Origin of the sequence: Ammoniphilus resinae, from assembly GCF_017873965.1 — a bacterium.
In the GTDB taxonomy this organism is placed as follows: domain Bacteria; phylum Bacillota; class Bacilli; order Aneurinibacillales; family RAOX-1; genus Ammoniphilus_A; species Ammoniphilus_A resinae.
This window is the reverse complement of the sequence record NZ_JAGGKT010000022.1, coordinates 45,054-61,070: the sequence shown is the minus strand read 5'-3', so window position 1 is coordinate 61,070 and position 16,017 is coordinate 45,054. Positions and strand designations below refer to the sequence as shown.

The 16,017-nt window shown below is 39.3% G+C and carries 17 protein-coding genes, 1 pseudogene and 1 riboswitch; of the genes and pseudogenes, 15 read left to right on the top strand and 3 right to left on the bottom strand.

Annotation, left to right across the window (positions count from 1 at the left end):
* Positions 1-571 precede the first annotated feature (571 nt).
* The 8 genes and pseudogenes from J2Z37_RS22280 to J2Z37_RS26185 form a co-directional block, all read left to right on the top strand.
* Positions 572-943, top strand: a complete 372-nt coding sequence (locus J2Z37_RS22280; protein WP_209812534.1) for a GntR family transcriptional regulator — start codon at positions 572-574, stop codon at positions 941-943.
* Between the two features lie 75 nt (positions 944-1,018).
* Positions 1,019-1,915, top strand: a complete 897-nt coding sequence (locus J2Z37_RS22275; protein ID WP_209812526.1) for an ATP-binding cassette domain-containing protein — start codon at positions 1,019-1,021, stop codon at positions 1,913-1,915.
* Positions 1,902-2,645 (top strand): hypothetical protein, encoded by a 744-nt coding sequence (locus J2Z37_RS22270; RefSeq protein WP_209812525.1) that lies wholly within the window; start codon positions 1,902-1,904, stop codon positions 2,643-2,645. Before J2Z37_RS22275 ends, J2Z37_RS22270 begins: the two co-directional genes overlap by 14 nt.
* Positions 2,642-3,307 carry a hypothetical protein gene (locus tag J2Z37_RS22265; RefSeq protein WP_209812524.1) on the top strand — a complete coding sequence of 222 codons (666 nt, stop codon included), beginning with the start codon at positions 2,642-2,644 and terminating at the stop codon, positions 3,305-3,307. The genes J2Z37_RS22270 and J2Z37_RS22265 overlap by 4 nt, the downstream gene beginning before the upstream one ends.
* Positions 3,308-3,351: 44 nt before the next feature.
* Positions 3,352-3,810 carry a DUF4825 domain-containing protein gene (locus J2Z37_RS22260; protein ID WP_209812523.1) on the top strand — a complete coding sequence of 153 codons (459 nt, stop codon included), beginning with the start codon at positions 3,352-3,354 and terminating at the stop codon, positions 3,808-3,810.
* A gap of 56 nt (positions 3,811-3,866) precedes the next feature.
* Positions 3,867-4,574 carry a DNA alkylation repair protein gene (locus tag J2Z37_RS22255; protein ID WP_209812522.1) on the top strand — a complete coding sequence of 236 codons (708 nt, stop codon included), beginning with the start codon at positions 3,867-3,869 and terminating at the stop codon, positions 4,572-4,574.
* Positions 4,575-4,623: 49 nt separating this feature from the next.
* Entirely contained in the window at positions 4,624-4,863 is a 240-nt protein-coding gene (locus J2Z37_RS25915; protein ID WP_209812521.1) for a YbaK/EbsC family protein, read from the top strand.
* A gap of 20 nt (positions 4,864-4,883) precedes the next feature.
* Positions 4,884-5,167: pseudogene (locus tag J2Z37_RS26185) on the top strand (alpha/beta fold hydrolase); the annotation flags it as partial.
* A gap of 60 nt (positions 5,168-5,227) precedes the next feature.
* Here J2Z37_RS26185 and J2Z37_RS22245 read toward each other — a convergent pair.
* On the bottom strand, positions 5,228-6,127 hold the full coding sequence (locus J2Z37_RS22245; RefSeq protein ID WP_209812520.1) for a LysR family transcriptional regulator: 900 nt from the start codon (positions 6,125-6,127) through the stop codon (positions 5,228-5,230).
* A 119-nt stretch (positions 6,128-6,246) separates the two neighbouring features.
* Here J2Z37_RS22245 and ilvN point away from each other — a divergent pair, with 119 nt between their 5' ends.
* The 5 genes from ilvN (at position 6,247) to J2Z37_RS22220 (ending at position 12,071) form a co-directional block, all read left to right on the top strand.
* Positions 6,247-7,689 (top strand): acetolactate synthase small subunit, encoded by a 1,443-nt coding sequence (ilvN, locus tag J2Z37_RS22240; RefSeq protein WP_209812519.1) that lies wholly within the window; start codon positions 6,247-6,249, stop codon positions 7,687-7,689.
* Between the two features lie 427 nt (positions 7,690-8,116).
* On the top strand, positions 8,117-9,169 hold the full coding sequence (gene allD / locus J2Z37_RS22235) for an ureidoglycolate dehydrogenase (protein ID WP_209812518.1): 1,053 nt from the start codon (positions 8,117-8,119) through the stop codon (positions 9,167-9,169).
* Positions 9,170-9,209: 40 nt separating this feature from the next.
* A complete protein-coding gene (locus J2Z37_RS22230; RefSeq protein WP_209812517.1) occupies positions 9,210-9,899 on the top strand; it encodes a FadR/GntR family transcriptional regulator in 690 nt (229 codons plus the stop codon).
* A 42-nt stretch (positions 9,900-9,941) separates the two neighbouring features.
* Positions 9,942-11,147, top strand: a complete 1,206-nt coding sequence (locus J2Z37_RS22225) for a mandelate racemase/muconate lactonizing enzyme family protein (RefSeq protein ID WP_209812516.1) — start codon at positions 9,942-9,944, stop codon at positions 11,145-11,147.
* 312 nt (positions 11,148-11,459) lie between these two features.
* A complete protein-coding gene (locus J2Z37_RS22220; protein WP_209812515.1) occupies positions 11,460-12,071 on the top strand; it encodes a class I SAM-dependent methyltransferase in 612 nt (203 codons plus the stop codon).
* Between the two features lie 170 nt (positions 12,072-12,241).
* Here J2Z37_RS22220 and J2Z37_RS22215 read toward each other — a convergent pair whose 3' ends face one another.
* Positions 12,242-12,490: a hypothetical protein gene (locus J2Z37_RS22215; protein WP_209812514.1), complete on the bottom strand. Its 249-nt coding sequence runs from the start codon at positions 12,488-12,490 to the stop codon at positions 12,242-12,244.
* A 199-nt stretch (positions 12,491-12,689) separates the two neighbouring features.
* Between J2Z37_RS22215 and J2Z37_RS22210 the strand changes: the two genes are divergently transcribed.
* A complete protein-coding gene (locus tag J2Z37_RS22210; RefSeq protein ID WP_209812513.1) occupies positions 12,690-12,995 on the top strand; it encodes a sigma factor in 306 nt (101 codons plus the stop codon).
* A 223-nt stretch (positions 12,996-13,218) separates the two neighbouring features.
* Here J2Z37_RS22210 and J2Z37_RS22205 read toward each other — a convergent pair whose 3' ends face one another.
* Positions 13,219-14,511: an alpha/beta hydrolase family protein gene (locus tag J2Z37_RS22205; RefSeq protein ID WP_209812512.1), complete on the bottom strand. Its 1,293-nt coding sequence runs from the start codon at positions 14,509-14,511 to the stop codon at positions 13,219-13,221.
* Positions 14,512-14,704: 193 nt separating this feature from the next.
* Positions 14,705-14,793, top strand: a riboswitch (SAM riboswitch).
* An 84-nt stretch (positions 14,794-14,877) separates the two neighbouring features.
* Here J2Z37_RS22205 and sfnG point away from each other — a divergent pair.
* Positions 14,878-15,927 carry a dimethylsulfone monooxygenase SfnG gene (gene sfnG / locus J2Z37_RS22200; protein WP_209812511.1) on the top strand — a complete coding sequence of 350 codons (1,050 nt, stop codon included), beginning with the start codon at positions 14,878-14,880 and terminating at the stop codon, positions 15,925-15,927.
* Positions 15,928-16,017: the final 90 nt, after the last annotated feature.

The window sequence follows — 16,017 nt, the reverse complement described above, 5'->3', positions numbered from 1 at the left end:
GAAACTGATTTTACAGAAGTTTTGGTATAAGGTGGTCTACTTTTTTCTCAGCGTTTTGCTTAATAATGGCCTACTATTAAACTAGCATTCATAGAAGGCTTTGCTGGAAACACGAGACAAAGCTCATTCCGCTCTCTTAATTGGCTTTGATCTATTTTCCTTTTTTACGGATCCGTAAGTGGTTAACCCAAATAAAGTATGTGTGATTGAATCCATGTTTCATCACCTCATGTGCTAGTGAAAGTAATAATATTGCATGCAAGCAGTCACTTATATATTAGCATGAAAACGAGATATAGATTTTGAAGAGCAACAGCTAAATAGTGGGGAGGGAAGGTGAATAGTTCCCGGTCATGGCAATCATCAGATCATAGTTATGTTCTACAGGAACTAGACCATAAAAATTAGCTTCTTCGTAAAAGGGTGTTAATCCAAGAAGGATTGACGCTCTTTTTTGTTGAGGTTACTGAATTAATGGTGGGATTCCAATAAAATCGTCTATTGTAATATATCCCAACCTAGTATATACTACATTACAACAGTAATGCACTAGATCGGAGGGGAGGCGAACATCATTCTCAATTCAGATAGTATTAAACCCATTTATGTACAGATTGCGGATTGGATTGAATCGGAAATCTTAAACGGACATTTCCAAACCGATCAAAAGGTGTATTCCCAGTATCAATTAGCTGAAATGTATACAATCAATCCTGCGACTGCGGCTAAGGGACTGAACCTTCTAGTGGATGAAAAGATCCTATATAAAAAACGTGGACTTGGCATGTTTGTCTCTGATACGGCAAAAGAAACCATTCTGTATAAACGAAAAAACCAAACCTTGAAGCGATTAGTGCGGGAATTGGTTTTAGAGGCCAAGCAGCTGAATATGAGTGAAGCCGAATTAATTAAATTCATACAAGAGGTACACAAAGAGCCCTAAAGGACAACTACATGGTGTGTGAAAGAGGGCGAACTCGACGTAGTGCACAAACCCACAGAAGAAGGAGGGGGAGAAATGAAGATCATCGAATGTGCGGGTTTAACAAAAATCTATGGAAGAAAAAAAGCTTTGGACCAAATGACCTTTTCCATTGAAGAAAATAAAATAACAGGATTAATCGGACGAAATGGAGCTGGGAAAACAACATTGCTAAAAATTTTGGCCGGCTTCATGAAAGAAACATCTGGGGAGATCAAGGTGTTTTCCGAAAGACCATTCAACAGTCTGAACGTCTCAGCCAATTCTGTCTTTGTCGACGATCAAATGGCTTTTCCGCAAGCGATTCCGCTTGGTGAAATATTAGAGGTTGCAAGGGATTTTTATCCGAATTGGGATCATTCATTCGCGCTACGGCTTTTTGACTATTTTTCCTTTGATCCGAAGGATTATCATAAGCGACTTTCAAAAGGGAAAACAAGTACATTTAATATGATTATTGGTTTAGCTTCCCATGCCCCTTTGACCCTTTTTGACGAACCGACAACAGGCATGGATGCCTCTGTAAGAAAGGACTTCTATCGCGTGTTACTTAAGGATTATATTGCTTATCCACGTACGATGATTCTTTCCAGTCACCATTTAGATGAAATGGAGGATTTACTGGAGGATGTTTTACTTATTAAAAATGGTAAAAAACATATGCATATGCCTATCTCTGATTTGAAAGAATGGGCGATCGGCATCAAGGGACCGGCTACAGTAGTCCTTGATCTTATCAATGGAAGAGACGTTATTTATAAAAATGAAATTGGGATAAAAACATTGTACGCGGTTGTAAAGAATGATCTTTCTCAATCTGTCTTGAATCAAGTGCAGGTTGCTGGTCTAGAAATATCATCAGTTCGATCCAGTGATCTATGTGTCTATTTGAACAATGATACGAAAGGAGGAATTGATGATGTCTTTAACTAATACGAATATGGCAGAAACCGTTAAAAAGCAATTTTGTTTTAAACTAAAAGCCAATATTGACTCCTTTAGTTCGCTTGTTTTTATTCAGTTATTGGCTGTTGTCTTTTCATCCTTTAGCGGTGTCGCTACAAGTGGTATGTCATCTGAGGATATTCAAATTAATGTGAATTACTATTCGGCTGATCTTGTCATTCCCTTTACTTTCATCTGGGCCTTTACAACCGCGATTACAATTACAACGAGACCATACCGTAATCACGACTTTACATTCATATCCAATCGGCTGAGCAGCAGTCTTTCCAATATTCTTTTCTTAGCAGCGGCTACAATATTGGGGAGTATAACCGCTCTTTTAGCTGGAAACTTACTGAAACTTATGATGTATTTTCGTTTGGAGTCCTTGGTATTCAGTGGGACTACTAGCTTAAAGGAAGTCTTGATAGGGATCTTTGTCACTTTTTTATACGTCTTTCTCTTCAGTGCTGTTGGGTATTTTGTTGGCACCCTAGTCCAACTTAATAAACTATTTTCGGTTTTGATTCCCGTTTTATTTTTCAGTTCATTGTTTTTCGGTTCATTTATTCTCGGATTTTCATTTTTAACAGATCTCTTTCAATTTTATGGGGAGGAGACCGTCCTATCGATTTTTATCATGAAAACGCTGGTTACTGTAGCAGTCTTTTTCATAGCTTCGACTAGTATCTGGAATCAACTGGAGGTGAGACGATGAGTTTTATAGCCATAGTTTTACTAATTTTGATCATCATATTTTTTATTAAATTTGGAAAAACATCGCGTAAAGTAACCCATTGGATTCTGTCTATCTATATGGCTGTACTTGTTGTAGCCACTGTACTGGTTCCTTTGATGACGGACAACACCATCAATCAAAAAAAAGTAGACCAGTTGGAAATAGATCGGTTATGGAATGAAGTGGATAAGAAACTTAGTCAGGGGCAAATCGACCAGGTGGACGCCGAGTATGTATTGGTAGAAACCAATTTTGACGTGGGCCATCTAAAAACGTTGAAACTTCAATCTAATAAAGTGAACTCTACCCGGGTGTTGATAGAAAGAAAACCGAGCAACGATGAAAAAGTGGATGCTTTTATCTTTCGGAAGGGATTGATTATCAACGATTATGATTTCTCTGATCAACTGAAGCCTTATCATCTTGAGTTAGTCGATCAAACACTTAGGATCACGTCATCACAACAAGAAATTAATCTCGCAATTAGTTCCAATCCGTTTCCCATCCGACAATTTACGGGTGAATCGATCATGAGGGGGCATTCTTCTGCCCATGGGGATCAAGTCATTTATTTGCGAATTCCTCATGATCTAGAAGTGGTTGCTAATGAACAGATTGATCTTCTATCTGTTGGGGGATGAAAGGGAAGATAAACTTTTCATAAATAATTCAGGGGAGGAAAGTCATGAGATTAACTTCATACCTAATATTATTGTTTCTTTTAACTGGTTGCGGTTCAAATAACGGTGTAGATCAGGATATTTTTCAATATAAGGGTTCTTATACAGGTGATAATAGTGCCGTTGGAAATATAATACATCAATTACCCGAAGCTGACTTCTTTAAACAAGTGATGCTTCAAACCGAGAAAGAACCATATGGAATGGAAATACAATATGGAGATATAAATGGTGACATCCAAAGTAGCACGATTAATAATGCGTCATATCTATTTGCATTGGTTAAAAATGTGGAGTGGATTACCTTTGAATATCCAAATGAAACATATACTTTGACGAGACAGCAACTGCAACAATGGTACGGGAAGGATTTAAGTGAAATAACAAATGAAAAGGATTTAAAAAAGCTAATTCAAACGAACACCAATGACAAAAACAAAGTAGATAAGTTGTTAGAGAAGTAAAAGGTATAAAACCCCGAAATAACCTGTGTTGATATTAGGGAAGGGAGTGAAGAACGATGGATTTAGAAACAGTGATGCAGGAGCTTAAAGCCCTCGGCAAGGAACGAATGAAAAAAATGTACATTTCGAATGGTGCGCACGAGCCGCTTTTTGGCGTGGCTACAGGTGCTATGAAACCAATTGCAAAGAAGATAAAAATAAATCAACGTTTAGCTGATGAGCTTTATGCCACGGGAAACTATGATGCCATGTACTTTGCAGGCATTATTGCAGACCCAAAAGCCATGACGGAGGCGGATTTTAATCAATGGATGGATGGTGCATATTTTTATATGCTGTCCGATTTTGTGGTGGCAGTAACTTTATCAGAGTCAGATCTTGCACAAGACATTGCTGATCAATGGATTGCAAGCGGTGACGAGCTGAGAATGTCAGCAGGCTGGAGTTGCTACTGCTGGCTGTTAGGGAATCGCCTAGACAATGAATTCTTAGAAAGCAAGATTTCTAATATGCTTGAAATCGTGAAAAATACGATTTGTGATTCGCCAGAACGAACGAAATCCGCTATGAATAATTTTCTATACACTGTGGGGATTTCCTATTTGCCGCTACATGAAAAGGCCATGGAAACCGCAAAGGAAGTAGGTATAGTAGAAATCAAACGGGACAAGAAAAAAAGTAGTTTCTTAAACGCTTGCGAAAGTATCCAAAAAGAAATCGATAGGGGGAGGCTTGGATTCAAACGTAAATATGTAAGATGCTAAAATTAGCTTCGCATCGGGGTGTAAATCCGGGAAGGATTGACACTCTTTTTTGTTGAGGTTACTGAACTATAACGGGCAGAAATCTTTAATAACAGTTACACTATCGAAAGTAACAGGATTTGAAGTAGGTAGTGTACCATTGGTTGGGCTGAACTTACCTTTCGTTATAGATAAAAACCTATATCACTACCCTTTTATTTACGGAGGTACTGGTGAACGAACTTGTACATTAAAAATAAATCCTCAAGCGTTAGAAGAATTAAATAGTGTTAAATTAATCTTTGGATAGAAGGCATGAAAAGGAGGAACATGAAATTTATTAAAAAAGGTTGTATAATCGTTTCTCTTTTAGTGTAATAGGATTCATTTTTCCTACTTGGACACCAACTATAAAGGGGGATAATAGCATAAGTATATTGGAACAGATAGAAATAAATAGGACAAAATTGGCAGTAATGATTAGAGGAGTTGACCGATCTAATCCAATTATCATATTTGTGCATGGCGGTCCAGGTTGTTCGGAAATACCTTATGTAAGGAAGTACCAAAACGAACTCGAAAAGAATTTCACGATTGTACACTATGATCAACGAGAAACACCCGAATGAAGGAAGCCTTTACTTATGAATTCAGACTCCAAGGATGGCTATATGCTACAATTTAAACTGATTTTCCTGAAAAGTATCAATGAAGGCTTGTGAACTCTTGGAAAGATGACGTTCTTTAAGCCATACTATACCAACATCAGATTGGAAAGTAGCATCTAATATATCTAACATCTTAATCTCTAAAATTGGAAAGGAAGACATCACAGACTTCGGCAAAATTGTAGCTCCGATACCAGCTACTACTAATGCTATAATGATCGCAACACTTGAACATTCACAAACAATGTTCGGTTCAAACCCGAAACGTCTGCATTCATTTACGATCTTTTCGTGTAATCTTACTGTTCTATCACTCTTCAATGCCAAAAGGGGGAGAGATGCGATATCTCTCATGCAAATGGAATGTTGCGAGTTATTCCATCCTTGCGGGACCACTATCACAAATGGGTCGGATGGTAAGTGGCGGATGGCGTATTTGTCCGGTGCATAATTGGATTCAAAAGGTAGCCTTGTGATCACAAGTTCAATATTTCGATTTTCTAAATACTCTCCGAGAGTGAAGTGATCACCTTCTAGGATTTTAAAAATTACATCTGGATACCTCTTTCGAAAATGTTTGATTTTTTCGGGAAGGAGGGAGACACAAGAAAAGACAGAGCCAATTGATAATGTCCCTCGTAGTCCCTGATCAATTTCTTGAATTTCTGTCATCGTTTCATTTAGTTGATGAATCAAACTCTCCGCTTTTTTTTGTAGGATGACCCCTGCCTGTGTCAGCTTTAACTGCTTTCCATTTCGCTCGAATAATTTGACACCGAGTTCTTGTTCCATTAACTTCAATTGTCTGCTTAACGGCGGTTGTTCCATGTTTAGTGTTTTTGCTGCACGAGTAATTTGCTCCTCTTTGGCTATAGCCAAAAAGTATCGAAGTTGCCGAATATCCATTGGAATCCCCCTGTTTACCCATACCTATTTTATATGACAAACCAACAATACAGATATTTTTTATATACTTATGAGGATGATATCATAAAATGGAAAGGATGTAGAAGGGGGATCGTTCGATGGCAACTCAAACCATCTCAGTATTGGTAAACAACCAACCCGGTGTTTTAGCACGAATTGCGGATTTATTTAGTCACCGGGGCTTCAATATAGACAAATTGACCGTTGGTAAATACACGGGGAGCAATGTTTCCCGAATGAAGATTCTCACCACCCTCGACGATGTGAATCTCAGAGATGTCATTCATCAACTTGAAACTTCAATAGATGTGATTCAAGTCAAGGCGGTAAGCCATCGTATTCCACAGAACGTTACTTGGAATCGGTTGAGGAATTTGGTCAGCAGTGAGACCGCTTCGTTTTGGCTGGTTGCCTATAGTTTGTTTATTACCCTGCTAGGGACGAACCTTCCCGCGCCTCTATATGCTATTTATCGAACACAATGGAACCTGTCGTCCGGCATGGTTACGTTTGTTTTTGCAGTCTATGCCCTTGTCGTGATCCCAACGATTGTGATTTCTGGGCAATTATCTGATCGAATAGGAAGGAAGAAAGTGCTGCTTGCCGGTGTTCTATTTTCCATCATGGGATCATTTGGTTTTGCTCTATCCAATGGCATCGGTATGATTTTACTGTCTCGATTGTTTCAAGGGTTATCAGTTGGCGTGCTTAATGGAGTGGCTGTTGCCGCTATGACGGAATTAGAACCAAAACAGGATAGAATAAAATCCGCTTTCGTTGCAGCCATTGCGGTGACCATTGGTAATGCTCTAGGTCCTGTTTTATCTGGGTTTTTAGGGGATTATGCTCCTTATCCAACGAAACTTTCCTATATGATCCATTTTCTATTTGCAATTCCGAGTGTGATTGGATTATTTTGTATTCATGAGAAAATCCAACCTTCTCTGACCCCACTTCAGTTGCGCAAACCTTATCTACCAAAGAACATTCAAAAACCTTTTTACTTGTCCTCGACCACATCCTTTTTGGCATGGGGGATCATGAGTTTAATGTTGTCTATTATCCCTTCGTATCTAGGAACTATAATTGGAAAAAACAATTTAAGTATTTCTGGAGGGATCATTGCCCTCGTACTAGGGTTATCTACCATACATCAACTAATGCTCAAAAAGCGACCCATTCGAACGTTGATTACAATTGGATATACGTTATTAATTCTAGGATTAATCGGAATGATATTGACCATTATCACGAAATCCCTTTGGTTTCTCATTTTTACCACAGTCCTAATCGGCTTGGGTCACGGTCCAACGTATGCTGGAAGTTTAGCACTTGTGAATCAAGTTTCCCCCAATACTTTTCGTGTAGATGTTGTGTCTAGCTTTTATGTTGTTACGTATATGGGAGTAAGCATCCCCATCCTTGTGTTAGGGTTTGCTTCACAGTGGATTGGGCTAAACCACGCTATCGAATGGTTTTCAGTGATTATGGGATGCATGATTGTTGTTAGTTGGGTGTATTGGTATGGTAGTAAGAGCTGATTTGGCAGTAATATGAAATAAGGGAAGAATATGATTATCATTATACTAAAAAAACCCGCAAATTTTGCGGGTTTATATTTATTATTTAACTGTTTCTCCTTCAGGCCCTTGCATATGGTCCGGCATCTTATATTAATTTCACTAAAGTGGAAAGATCGTTTGGTAAACTGGGCTGCATCCGCAGTGGTTTTTCACATAAGCCAAAATAACTAAATTTTTTATAAAATCTAAATTGAAACATCATACCAATGTTTGATATAATGAAGGTGATAAGAGGTATGATGTTTTCTTCTCCATCAGTTTATCTTCATATGAATTTTTGTAATATTAGGATGTATGCGGTTGTTTTGAATGTTTAGTTGTATTCAATTAAGACTGTATTTGTTTATATGTGTACTGTTAGTTTTTAGAACGGGGGAGGTGGAATATGAGAGTATCAATAGAAAGATTAAAAGAGTTAATTCAAACAAAGCTAGTCAAAGCAGGTCTTCCTATAGATCACGCTGACTGCGTTGCTGATGTGCTTGTCTTTGCAGATGCAAGGGGCATTCACTCACATGGGGCCATTCGTGTTGAATATTACTGTGAGAGAATTGACAGAGGCGGAATTAATACCAAACCACAGTTTACTTTGCAAAAAACGGGACCATGTACCGCCGTATTTAATGGGGATAATGGAGCAGGGCAGGTGGCAGCAAAAAAAGCAATGGAGGGTGCGATTAGCATTGCAAAAGAGTCTGGGATCGCTATGGTTGGTGTGAAAAGGATCTCACACAGCGGTGCTCTTTCTTACTTTGTCCAACAAGCCGCTAAGGAAGGAATGATCGGAATTTCTGTTTGCCAAGCAGACCCCATGGCTGTTCCATTTGGAGGAACGGAGCCTTATTATGGAACGAATCCGATTGCCTTCGCAGCTCCGGCACAAAATGGTGGAATGATCACTTTTGATATGGCTACTACGGTCAAAGCATGGGGAAAAATTCTCGATGCCCGTTCTAAAAACGAGCCTATTCCAGATACATGGGCGGTAGATCATGAAGGGAATCCGACGGTCGATCCATTTCAAGTCCATGGCTTATTACCGGTCGCTGGGGCTAAGGGATTCGGATTGGCCATGATGGTTGACATTTTATCGGGGGTCTTACTTGGATTACCATTTGGTAACCGTGTTACTCCCCTGTATGGCGATCTTTCCCAAGGTCGAGATCTTGGACAGCTGCATATAGTCATTAATCCTAGTTCCTTTACGGATGTAGAAAATTTTAAACAGAACATTTCGCAAACCATGAATGATTTAAATCATATGAAGCCAGCTCCTGGATTTAATCAAGTCCATTACCCAGGTCAAAGAAGTGACCTAAGAGAAAAAGAGAGTGAACAAAATGGCATTGAGATTGTAGATGATGTTTACAATTATCTGATATCCGATATGATTCACAATAATAAATACCATAACTACAATCCTTTTGAAACCCAATAGATCAATCATCTAACTTTAAAAAGAGAGGAGGGGATCACGCATGAAACGTCTAACCTATGAAGTCGTTTATGATGACATCAGAAATAAGATGAAAGAGGGGATCTTGAAGTCTGGAGACCAAATCCCCCCCGTTCCTCAATTAGCAGAAGAATTAGGTGTGGGTATATCTTCCGTAAGAGAAGCGATACGAATCCTAGCACAACAAAAAATTATTAAAGTTGAACAAGGAAGAGGGACTTATGTCAGCCAAAATTTTGAGGATCAAGCTCCAGGGGATCGATTTGATTTTTTAGAAAATGCTTCTTTAATCCAACTTTCAGAAGCCCGTTTAGTTATTGAACCAGAACTAGCAGCGTTAGCTGCAGAAAAAGCAACGAGAGAGGAAGCAGAAGAAATTCTCGCTGCAGCTAAGATCATGAGCGAAAAGGTAAAAAGAAAACAAGATTTCTTCGAAGAAGATCTGGGATTTCATCATCTGATTTCAAAAGCCTCACGCAATGAAATTTTGGCTGAGATGATTAATGCATTCAATGATCTGCTTTTAGATAGCCGAAGAAAAACAGTCAAAATCAAAGGAATTAATGAGAAAGCAGCTTCTTTTCATGTGCTCATTGCAGAGGCGATCGTACAAAAAAATCCGCTACAAGCTCGACGGCTCATGATCGCTCATATGGAAGACGTACTTTATGAATTAAAAAAGGACGATAGAAACGTTCACTTACTTAGTTAACAGTATTATCCAAATAAAATAAAAAACTTGGGAGATGCGAAAATGAAAATAACCAAAATTGAAACCATTTTAATTGAAGAATTCCCTAATATTTGCTTTGTTCAAGTACATACGGATGAAGGGTTTGTGGGGCTTGGGGAAACTTATTTTGGAGCGGAAGCCGTATCAGCTTGGATCCATGATATGGGAGCCAATGTCCTCTTAGGAAAAGATCCATTAACGATCGATAAACATTGGCAGGATTTAGTTGGATTTGTTGGTGCTCGAAGCACAGGCATTGAAAATCGAGGACGTTCGGCCTTGGACGTTGCTTTGTGGGATATTCTGGGACAGGTAAGTAATCAACCTATTTATCAATTACTAGGTGGTGCCACTCGAGATAAAATTCAAGCGTATAACACGTGCGCAGGGTATCAGTATACTCGGAAACGCCCGAAACACGCTAGTCTACCAGTTGACAATTGGAATACTCATATTGAGGAAGGTCCCTATGAAGATTTGGAAGGTTTCCTATATCGAGCGGATGAATTGGCAGAAAGCCTGATTTCAGAAGGTTTTATGGGGATGAAAATTTGGCCTTTAGATCCTTTTGCAGAAGCTACTAAAGGGAGATATATCTCCATGGAAGATTTAAAAAAAGCAATCGAACCTTTTGAGAAAATTCGCAAACGAGTAGGGGATAAAATAGAGATTATGGTGGAAATGCATTCCCTATGGGATTTACGCACCGCCAAACAAATTGCTCAAGTCCTAGATGATTACCGTCCATTTTGGTACGAAGATCCGATTCGGATGGATAACTTAGATTCTCTCCAAAATTTTGCCAGATCTACACGTTTTGCCACAGCGGCAAGTGAAACTTTGGGGACTCGCTGGGCCTTTCGTGAAGTGATGGAAAAGCAAGCGGCAGATGTCATCATCTTCGATCCGACGTATACAGGCGGAATTTCCGAAGCAAAGAAAATTATTTCCATGGCCGAAGCCTATCAATTACCGATCGCTACTCATGACTGCGTAGGTCCTGTTTCTTTTGCCGTTGATGTTCATTTATCCATCAACGCTCCAAATGCGCTTGTGCAAGAATGTGTTCGTGCATTTTATAATACTTGGTATAAAGAATTGGTCACAGAAGTTCCTGTAGTGAAAGACGGGTTTGTCTATCCTCTGACAGGTCCCGGATTAGGAACAAAATTAAATCCAGAAGTCTTTACACGTTCAGATGTAACCATTAAAGAATCAAAAGTTTAGGATAAATAGGCATGGAAAAATAGAAATGGAATAGGTTTTAATTTTTGATCATTTCAGTTACGAGTGTTCTGGTCGCATATCCTAAAATTTCTAACACCTTAAAAAAAGCCCGTGAATTAAGGGCTCTTTTTAGGGTGTTGTTAAATTCTACCTGTAATTAATGTCATATGCCGGTCCTGCAATGGAGCACCGGATACTTGGAATTTTGGTTTGATAATTGATATTTCACACATGATAAAAAGTATGTATATTGGAGAAGACTTAGCAAAATGGTGTAACATGGGGGGAGAATAATGAAAATGGGTGATCCGTTTGCTTAAATGGACTGGAGAAAGAATTATCCCGAAGTTGCTGAAACCAACCAACGGAATGTTATTGGAACACATCGCTAGATATTATTTTGCCACTCCTTATATAAAAGGAAGAGTATTAGATATTGCCTGTGGTACAGGGTACGGTTGTCATATGGTGGCAAAAGAGCGTAAGCGTGAGGTCACAGAAATCATTGGTGTTGATAATGACGTACAAACGCTTGCCTATGCCAATCATGAATATAACCATCAAAAAGTTACATATATGTTAGGCGATGCGGTAGACCCTGGGCTTCCCGAAAAACTTGGACAGTTCGATACGATTCTAAGTTTTGAAACGATTGAACATGTACAGGATGATCAGCGGTTTATGGATAATCTTTATCAGATGCTAAAACCAGGCGGTATCCTCGTACTTTCTAGTCCGTTTGGAAGAGGGCGGGGGATGCCTACAAGTGAACCCTTCCATGTTCATCAATTGACGCCAGATGAATTTAAAGAGCTTTTTGTTCAGTTCTCTGATGTAGACATTTATTATCAGCGGGGAGTGACCTTTGAGAAGCCAAGGGAGGGAACGCGTTATTTCATTGGGGTAGCAGTTTGTAGAAAATAAAAGTAGTGGAAATACAATGAATTTAGTCCCACGCCATTACAGGGGAAGGTGAGAAAACTACAATTTTTCTACTTTGTTAAATGGAAATCAAACTTTAGGAGCTGCGATTGCAGCTCCTTTTCTTCTTACTGATGTATTGGGAAGATTATCTTTACTAACACCTTTCTAATTTAAGCACGGCCATCTGCCGCACCAAAGTTGCGAATGCCTTGAATCTGATTGCAACAAATATTTACGAATAAGCCACCTAATTCAGGATTATCTACACGTATGACTCTACCACTATCTGAAATTCCACCAAAAAACCCTCTTATTGTTAATCCTGAAAGTAAGATCACTTCAATGCCGGAGTTATCTTGTATATCAGCCGTTAAATCTGCACATGAGCAACCGCACTTGCAATTGTTACGTATCCCCATAAATTATTCTCCCTTTCATAGTTTTATTCATGTTATATATATTGATGATTCATAGTTTTGCTTGTGTTTTGGTTCAAAATACATATAAGCCCGTGGGGAGTAGTTAAATGCATTGTGAAATTCATTTTTTTTTTGCAAGACTTAGTAACATTTAAGAAACTCATTCGTGTATTAAGCAGAAGGGAGGGCAGATAAACGATTGGAACAGCTTGAAGATTTGCTAAAAGAGAAGGGGAAAATTATATACCGATATCTTCGAAAGATGGGATCTGCACATGATGATGCCCAAGATATTGTTCAAGATACACTTTATAAAGCGATTCTGATCCTTCACGATTTAGACTCTGCAAGATTAAATCCATGGCTTTTTCGAGTTGCCTATAATCAATACATTGATTTAACCCGCAAACGCAAGAGATGGGGAGAAATTCCGATGGATACCGTTGATTTGATTGGCAAAATGGACCAAGTTGAACGACTCTACAGGCAAGAATGGAGAGATTAGCTGGGTTCAGTCCAAATGGGAGAAAGACGGAATGGTTGTCCATATCAGTTTTTATGATCATCCTGAAAAAGAAAGCAAGGACTATATTCTGTTTGAGGATGAAAAAGGCAATGTACTTGAGCTGAAAGGAAAGTGAGATATATAAACACCTTAATAAAATAACTAATGAGCAGTTCAAATGAACTGCTCATTTTTCTTAGTCAATTTTGTAAAACCATATTATCTATTGAACGATCGTTAAATCGGGTGTAATGAAATCTTTACGATCAAGTATTGTATTATTCTTACCGTCGAGGGTTTTTTCAAGGAATGACAAGATGACGCGGTTGCTTAGGTCGTAAATGTGTTGTGGTTCAATTCCTGTAGGCAATATATTGAAATAAGGTGTTTCAATAAGATACTGTTTCAACAAAGGCATATCAGTGAAACTTACGTGTGTTGCCCCTCCAGCTATTGTAATATCGTATGCCGGTCCTGCAATGGCCTGTGTGTATCGGTTGCTAAACACTTTAAATGAATCTTTCATATCTTGCACTATCTTTTCATCTAGTCCTGGAGGTAGCGGTTGTTCAACTTCACCCTTGAACACTTTTGAGTTAAATTCGTTTGAAATAACCGCAAACGGCTTTGTCATTTTGGCTGTTTCACCTGTGAGCCCCATCAGAGATCCATCAATGTCTATCGCAGATTTAATTTTCGGTTCGACCTGCAGGGCCCGTGCGGCTGCTGCTCCACCCATAGAATGTCCGATGGCAGCCATTCTATTTACATCGAGTCTGTCCTTAAAGTTAAATTTTATATCTGTTTGATTTAGTGTCTCTACCTGGCGAATTACAAATTGCAAATCTTTTACCCAGATTTGATCTACGGCATCATCAAATTCTTTGAGAGTAGGGATTCCGGTCAAAAATTTGGGAGTGATTGGAACAAACTGTCCATTCGTAAATTCGGTTCCAGAACTAAAGCCGGTATGTTCTACACTAAAGACAACATATCCGTGACTAGCCAACTCACGAGTGAGCCACTGGTAGTTCCAGTTCCCTTGACCAAGGCCGTGTGAAAATAACACCACCGGATACTTGGTCTTTTGGTTTGATAATTCCCCGTTTTCAAATACTTGAGTGTTTATCTTATTGACTTCGGCAAATGCTTTACCGAGTCCAACACTCGCTGCCATCTTTTCAATCCCTTCTGAAGTTAACGGGATATAAGGTGCTGTTTCCTTTCCTATTCCGCTATCAATCGGATACCAGGCTTGAACCATAAGCTCCCTGTAATCTTTGGGATCTGGGGTTAATAGTTCTTCTCTGGAAGTATCCAGCCAATCAAAAGTGGTCGTTCCTACTTGATACACACCTGTAGTTTGAGGTAATGTCGCCACTGAATCCGCTGAGTTTATAGTATTGATAGCATGGCTGGTTTGAACTGTGTTTTCACTGCTAACTTGAGCATTTGCCGTCAATGTACTCGAGAGTAAAGCGATGGCGGATAAGGTACTGATTATGACTTTCTTCATTTTGAGTTCCTCCTCAAGAAACGATCGAATTAACTTTCCTTAGTTGTATAATAAATCCGCTTTGTGAACTCAATATGAACTGAACCATAAAAAATGATAACTCTTCACAATGGAAAAAATAGGTTGACATATCAGATTAATCCTATTATATTAATAATATAAACAACGTAAGCACAGTTGAATACTAGGAATTAACTTATCAAGAGAGGTGGAGGGACTGACCCTTTGAAGCCTCGGCAACCGACTGTTCCCAGCACGGTGCCAATGTCAGATCGATGAGTTGGAAGGTAGCCTATTTTGAAAAGGAACCTTTGCTCATGGAGCAAAGGTTTTTTTTATACCCAAAAAAGAGGAGCTGAAAGAAGGATGAGTGAACTAAAATTTGCGTATTGGATCCCGAACAAGAGCAGTGGGTTATTGTTATCCAAAATTCCGCAAAGAACAGATTGGACGTTCCAGGGGAACAAGCGTTATATGCAAACAGCTGAAAAGGTAGGCTTTGAATATGCCTTATTTCCAGCCCGTTATTTTAATGCGATTGGGGAGGAACAGCTTGAGCCAATCACGCTTGCATCTGCGTTGGCTAGTGTAACCGAGAAGATCACCCTGATCACTGCCGTTCATCCCGGCCTACATCACCCAGCGATTATTGCAAAAATGGTGGCAAATCTTGATCATATCACGGAAGGCCGTGCAGCGATCAATATCGTAAGCGGGTGGTATAAACAAGAATTCACTGGTTTTGGAGAGCCTTGGTTAGACCATGATGAGCGGTACCGTCGTTCCGAGGAGTTCATCGAGGTTTTAAAACAGCTTTGGACCGAGGAGCGAACGACATATAAAGGGGATTTCTATCGAATCAATGAGGCTCCACTAAAACCAAAACCGAAACGTAAACCACCCATTTTTCAAGGGGGAAATTCCAAGGCAGCGAAAGAAATGGCAGCACGGGTTTCGGATTGGTATTTTATGAACGGAAATACCCTTGAAGGATTCCAGAGCCAAATTGAGGAGGTCAAGGCGTTAGCAGCAAAAGAAGGACGTGAAGTAAAATTTGCTGCAAACGGATTTGTGATTGTGAGGGATACGGAGGAAGAAGCTCTTCAGGTCCTACGAGATATTATTGACAACGCGGATGAACAGGCAGTGAAGAGTTTCCAGGAAAAAGTAAAACAAGCCCAAGGGATGTGGTCAAACTCAAAAAAGGAGGACTTGATTCAGTATAATGATGGGTTTAAGACGGGGTTAGTTGGAACAGCGGAGCAAGTGGCTGAGCGTATCATCGAATTGAAACAGATCGGCATTGATTTAGTTCTGACAGGGTTTCTTCATTATGAAGAAGAACTGCAAGTGTTTGGAGAAAAGGTCATCCCATTAGTGCGCAAGCTAGAGAAACAAGTCAACGTTCTTTCATAGGAATGAAACTAATAGATGTCATGTTTTAGTAACCGTGCTGCAATACGAGGAAACATATTAAGTCGATCTATGCCCATTAAAGGAGGGAAA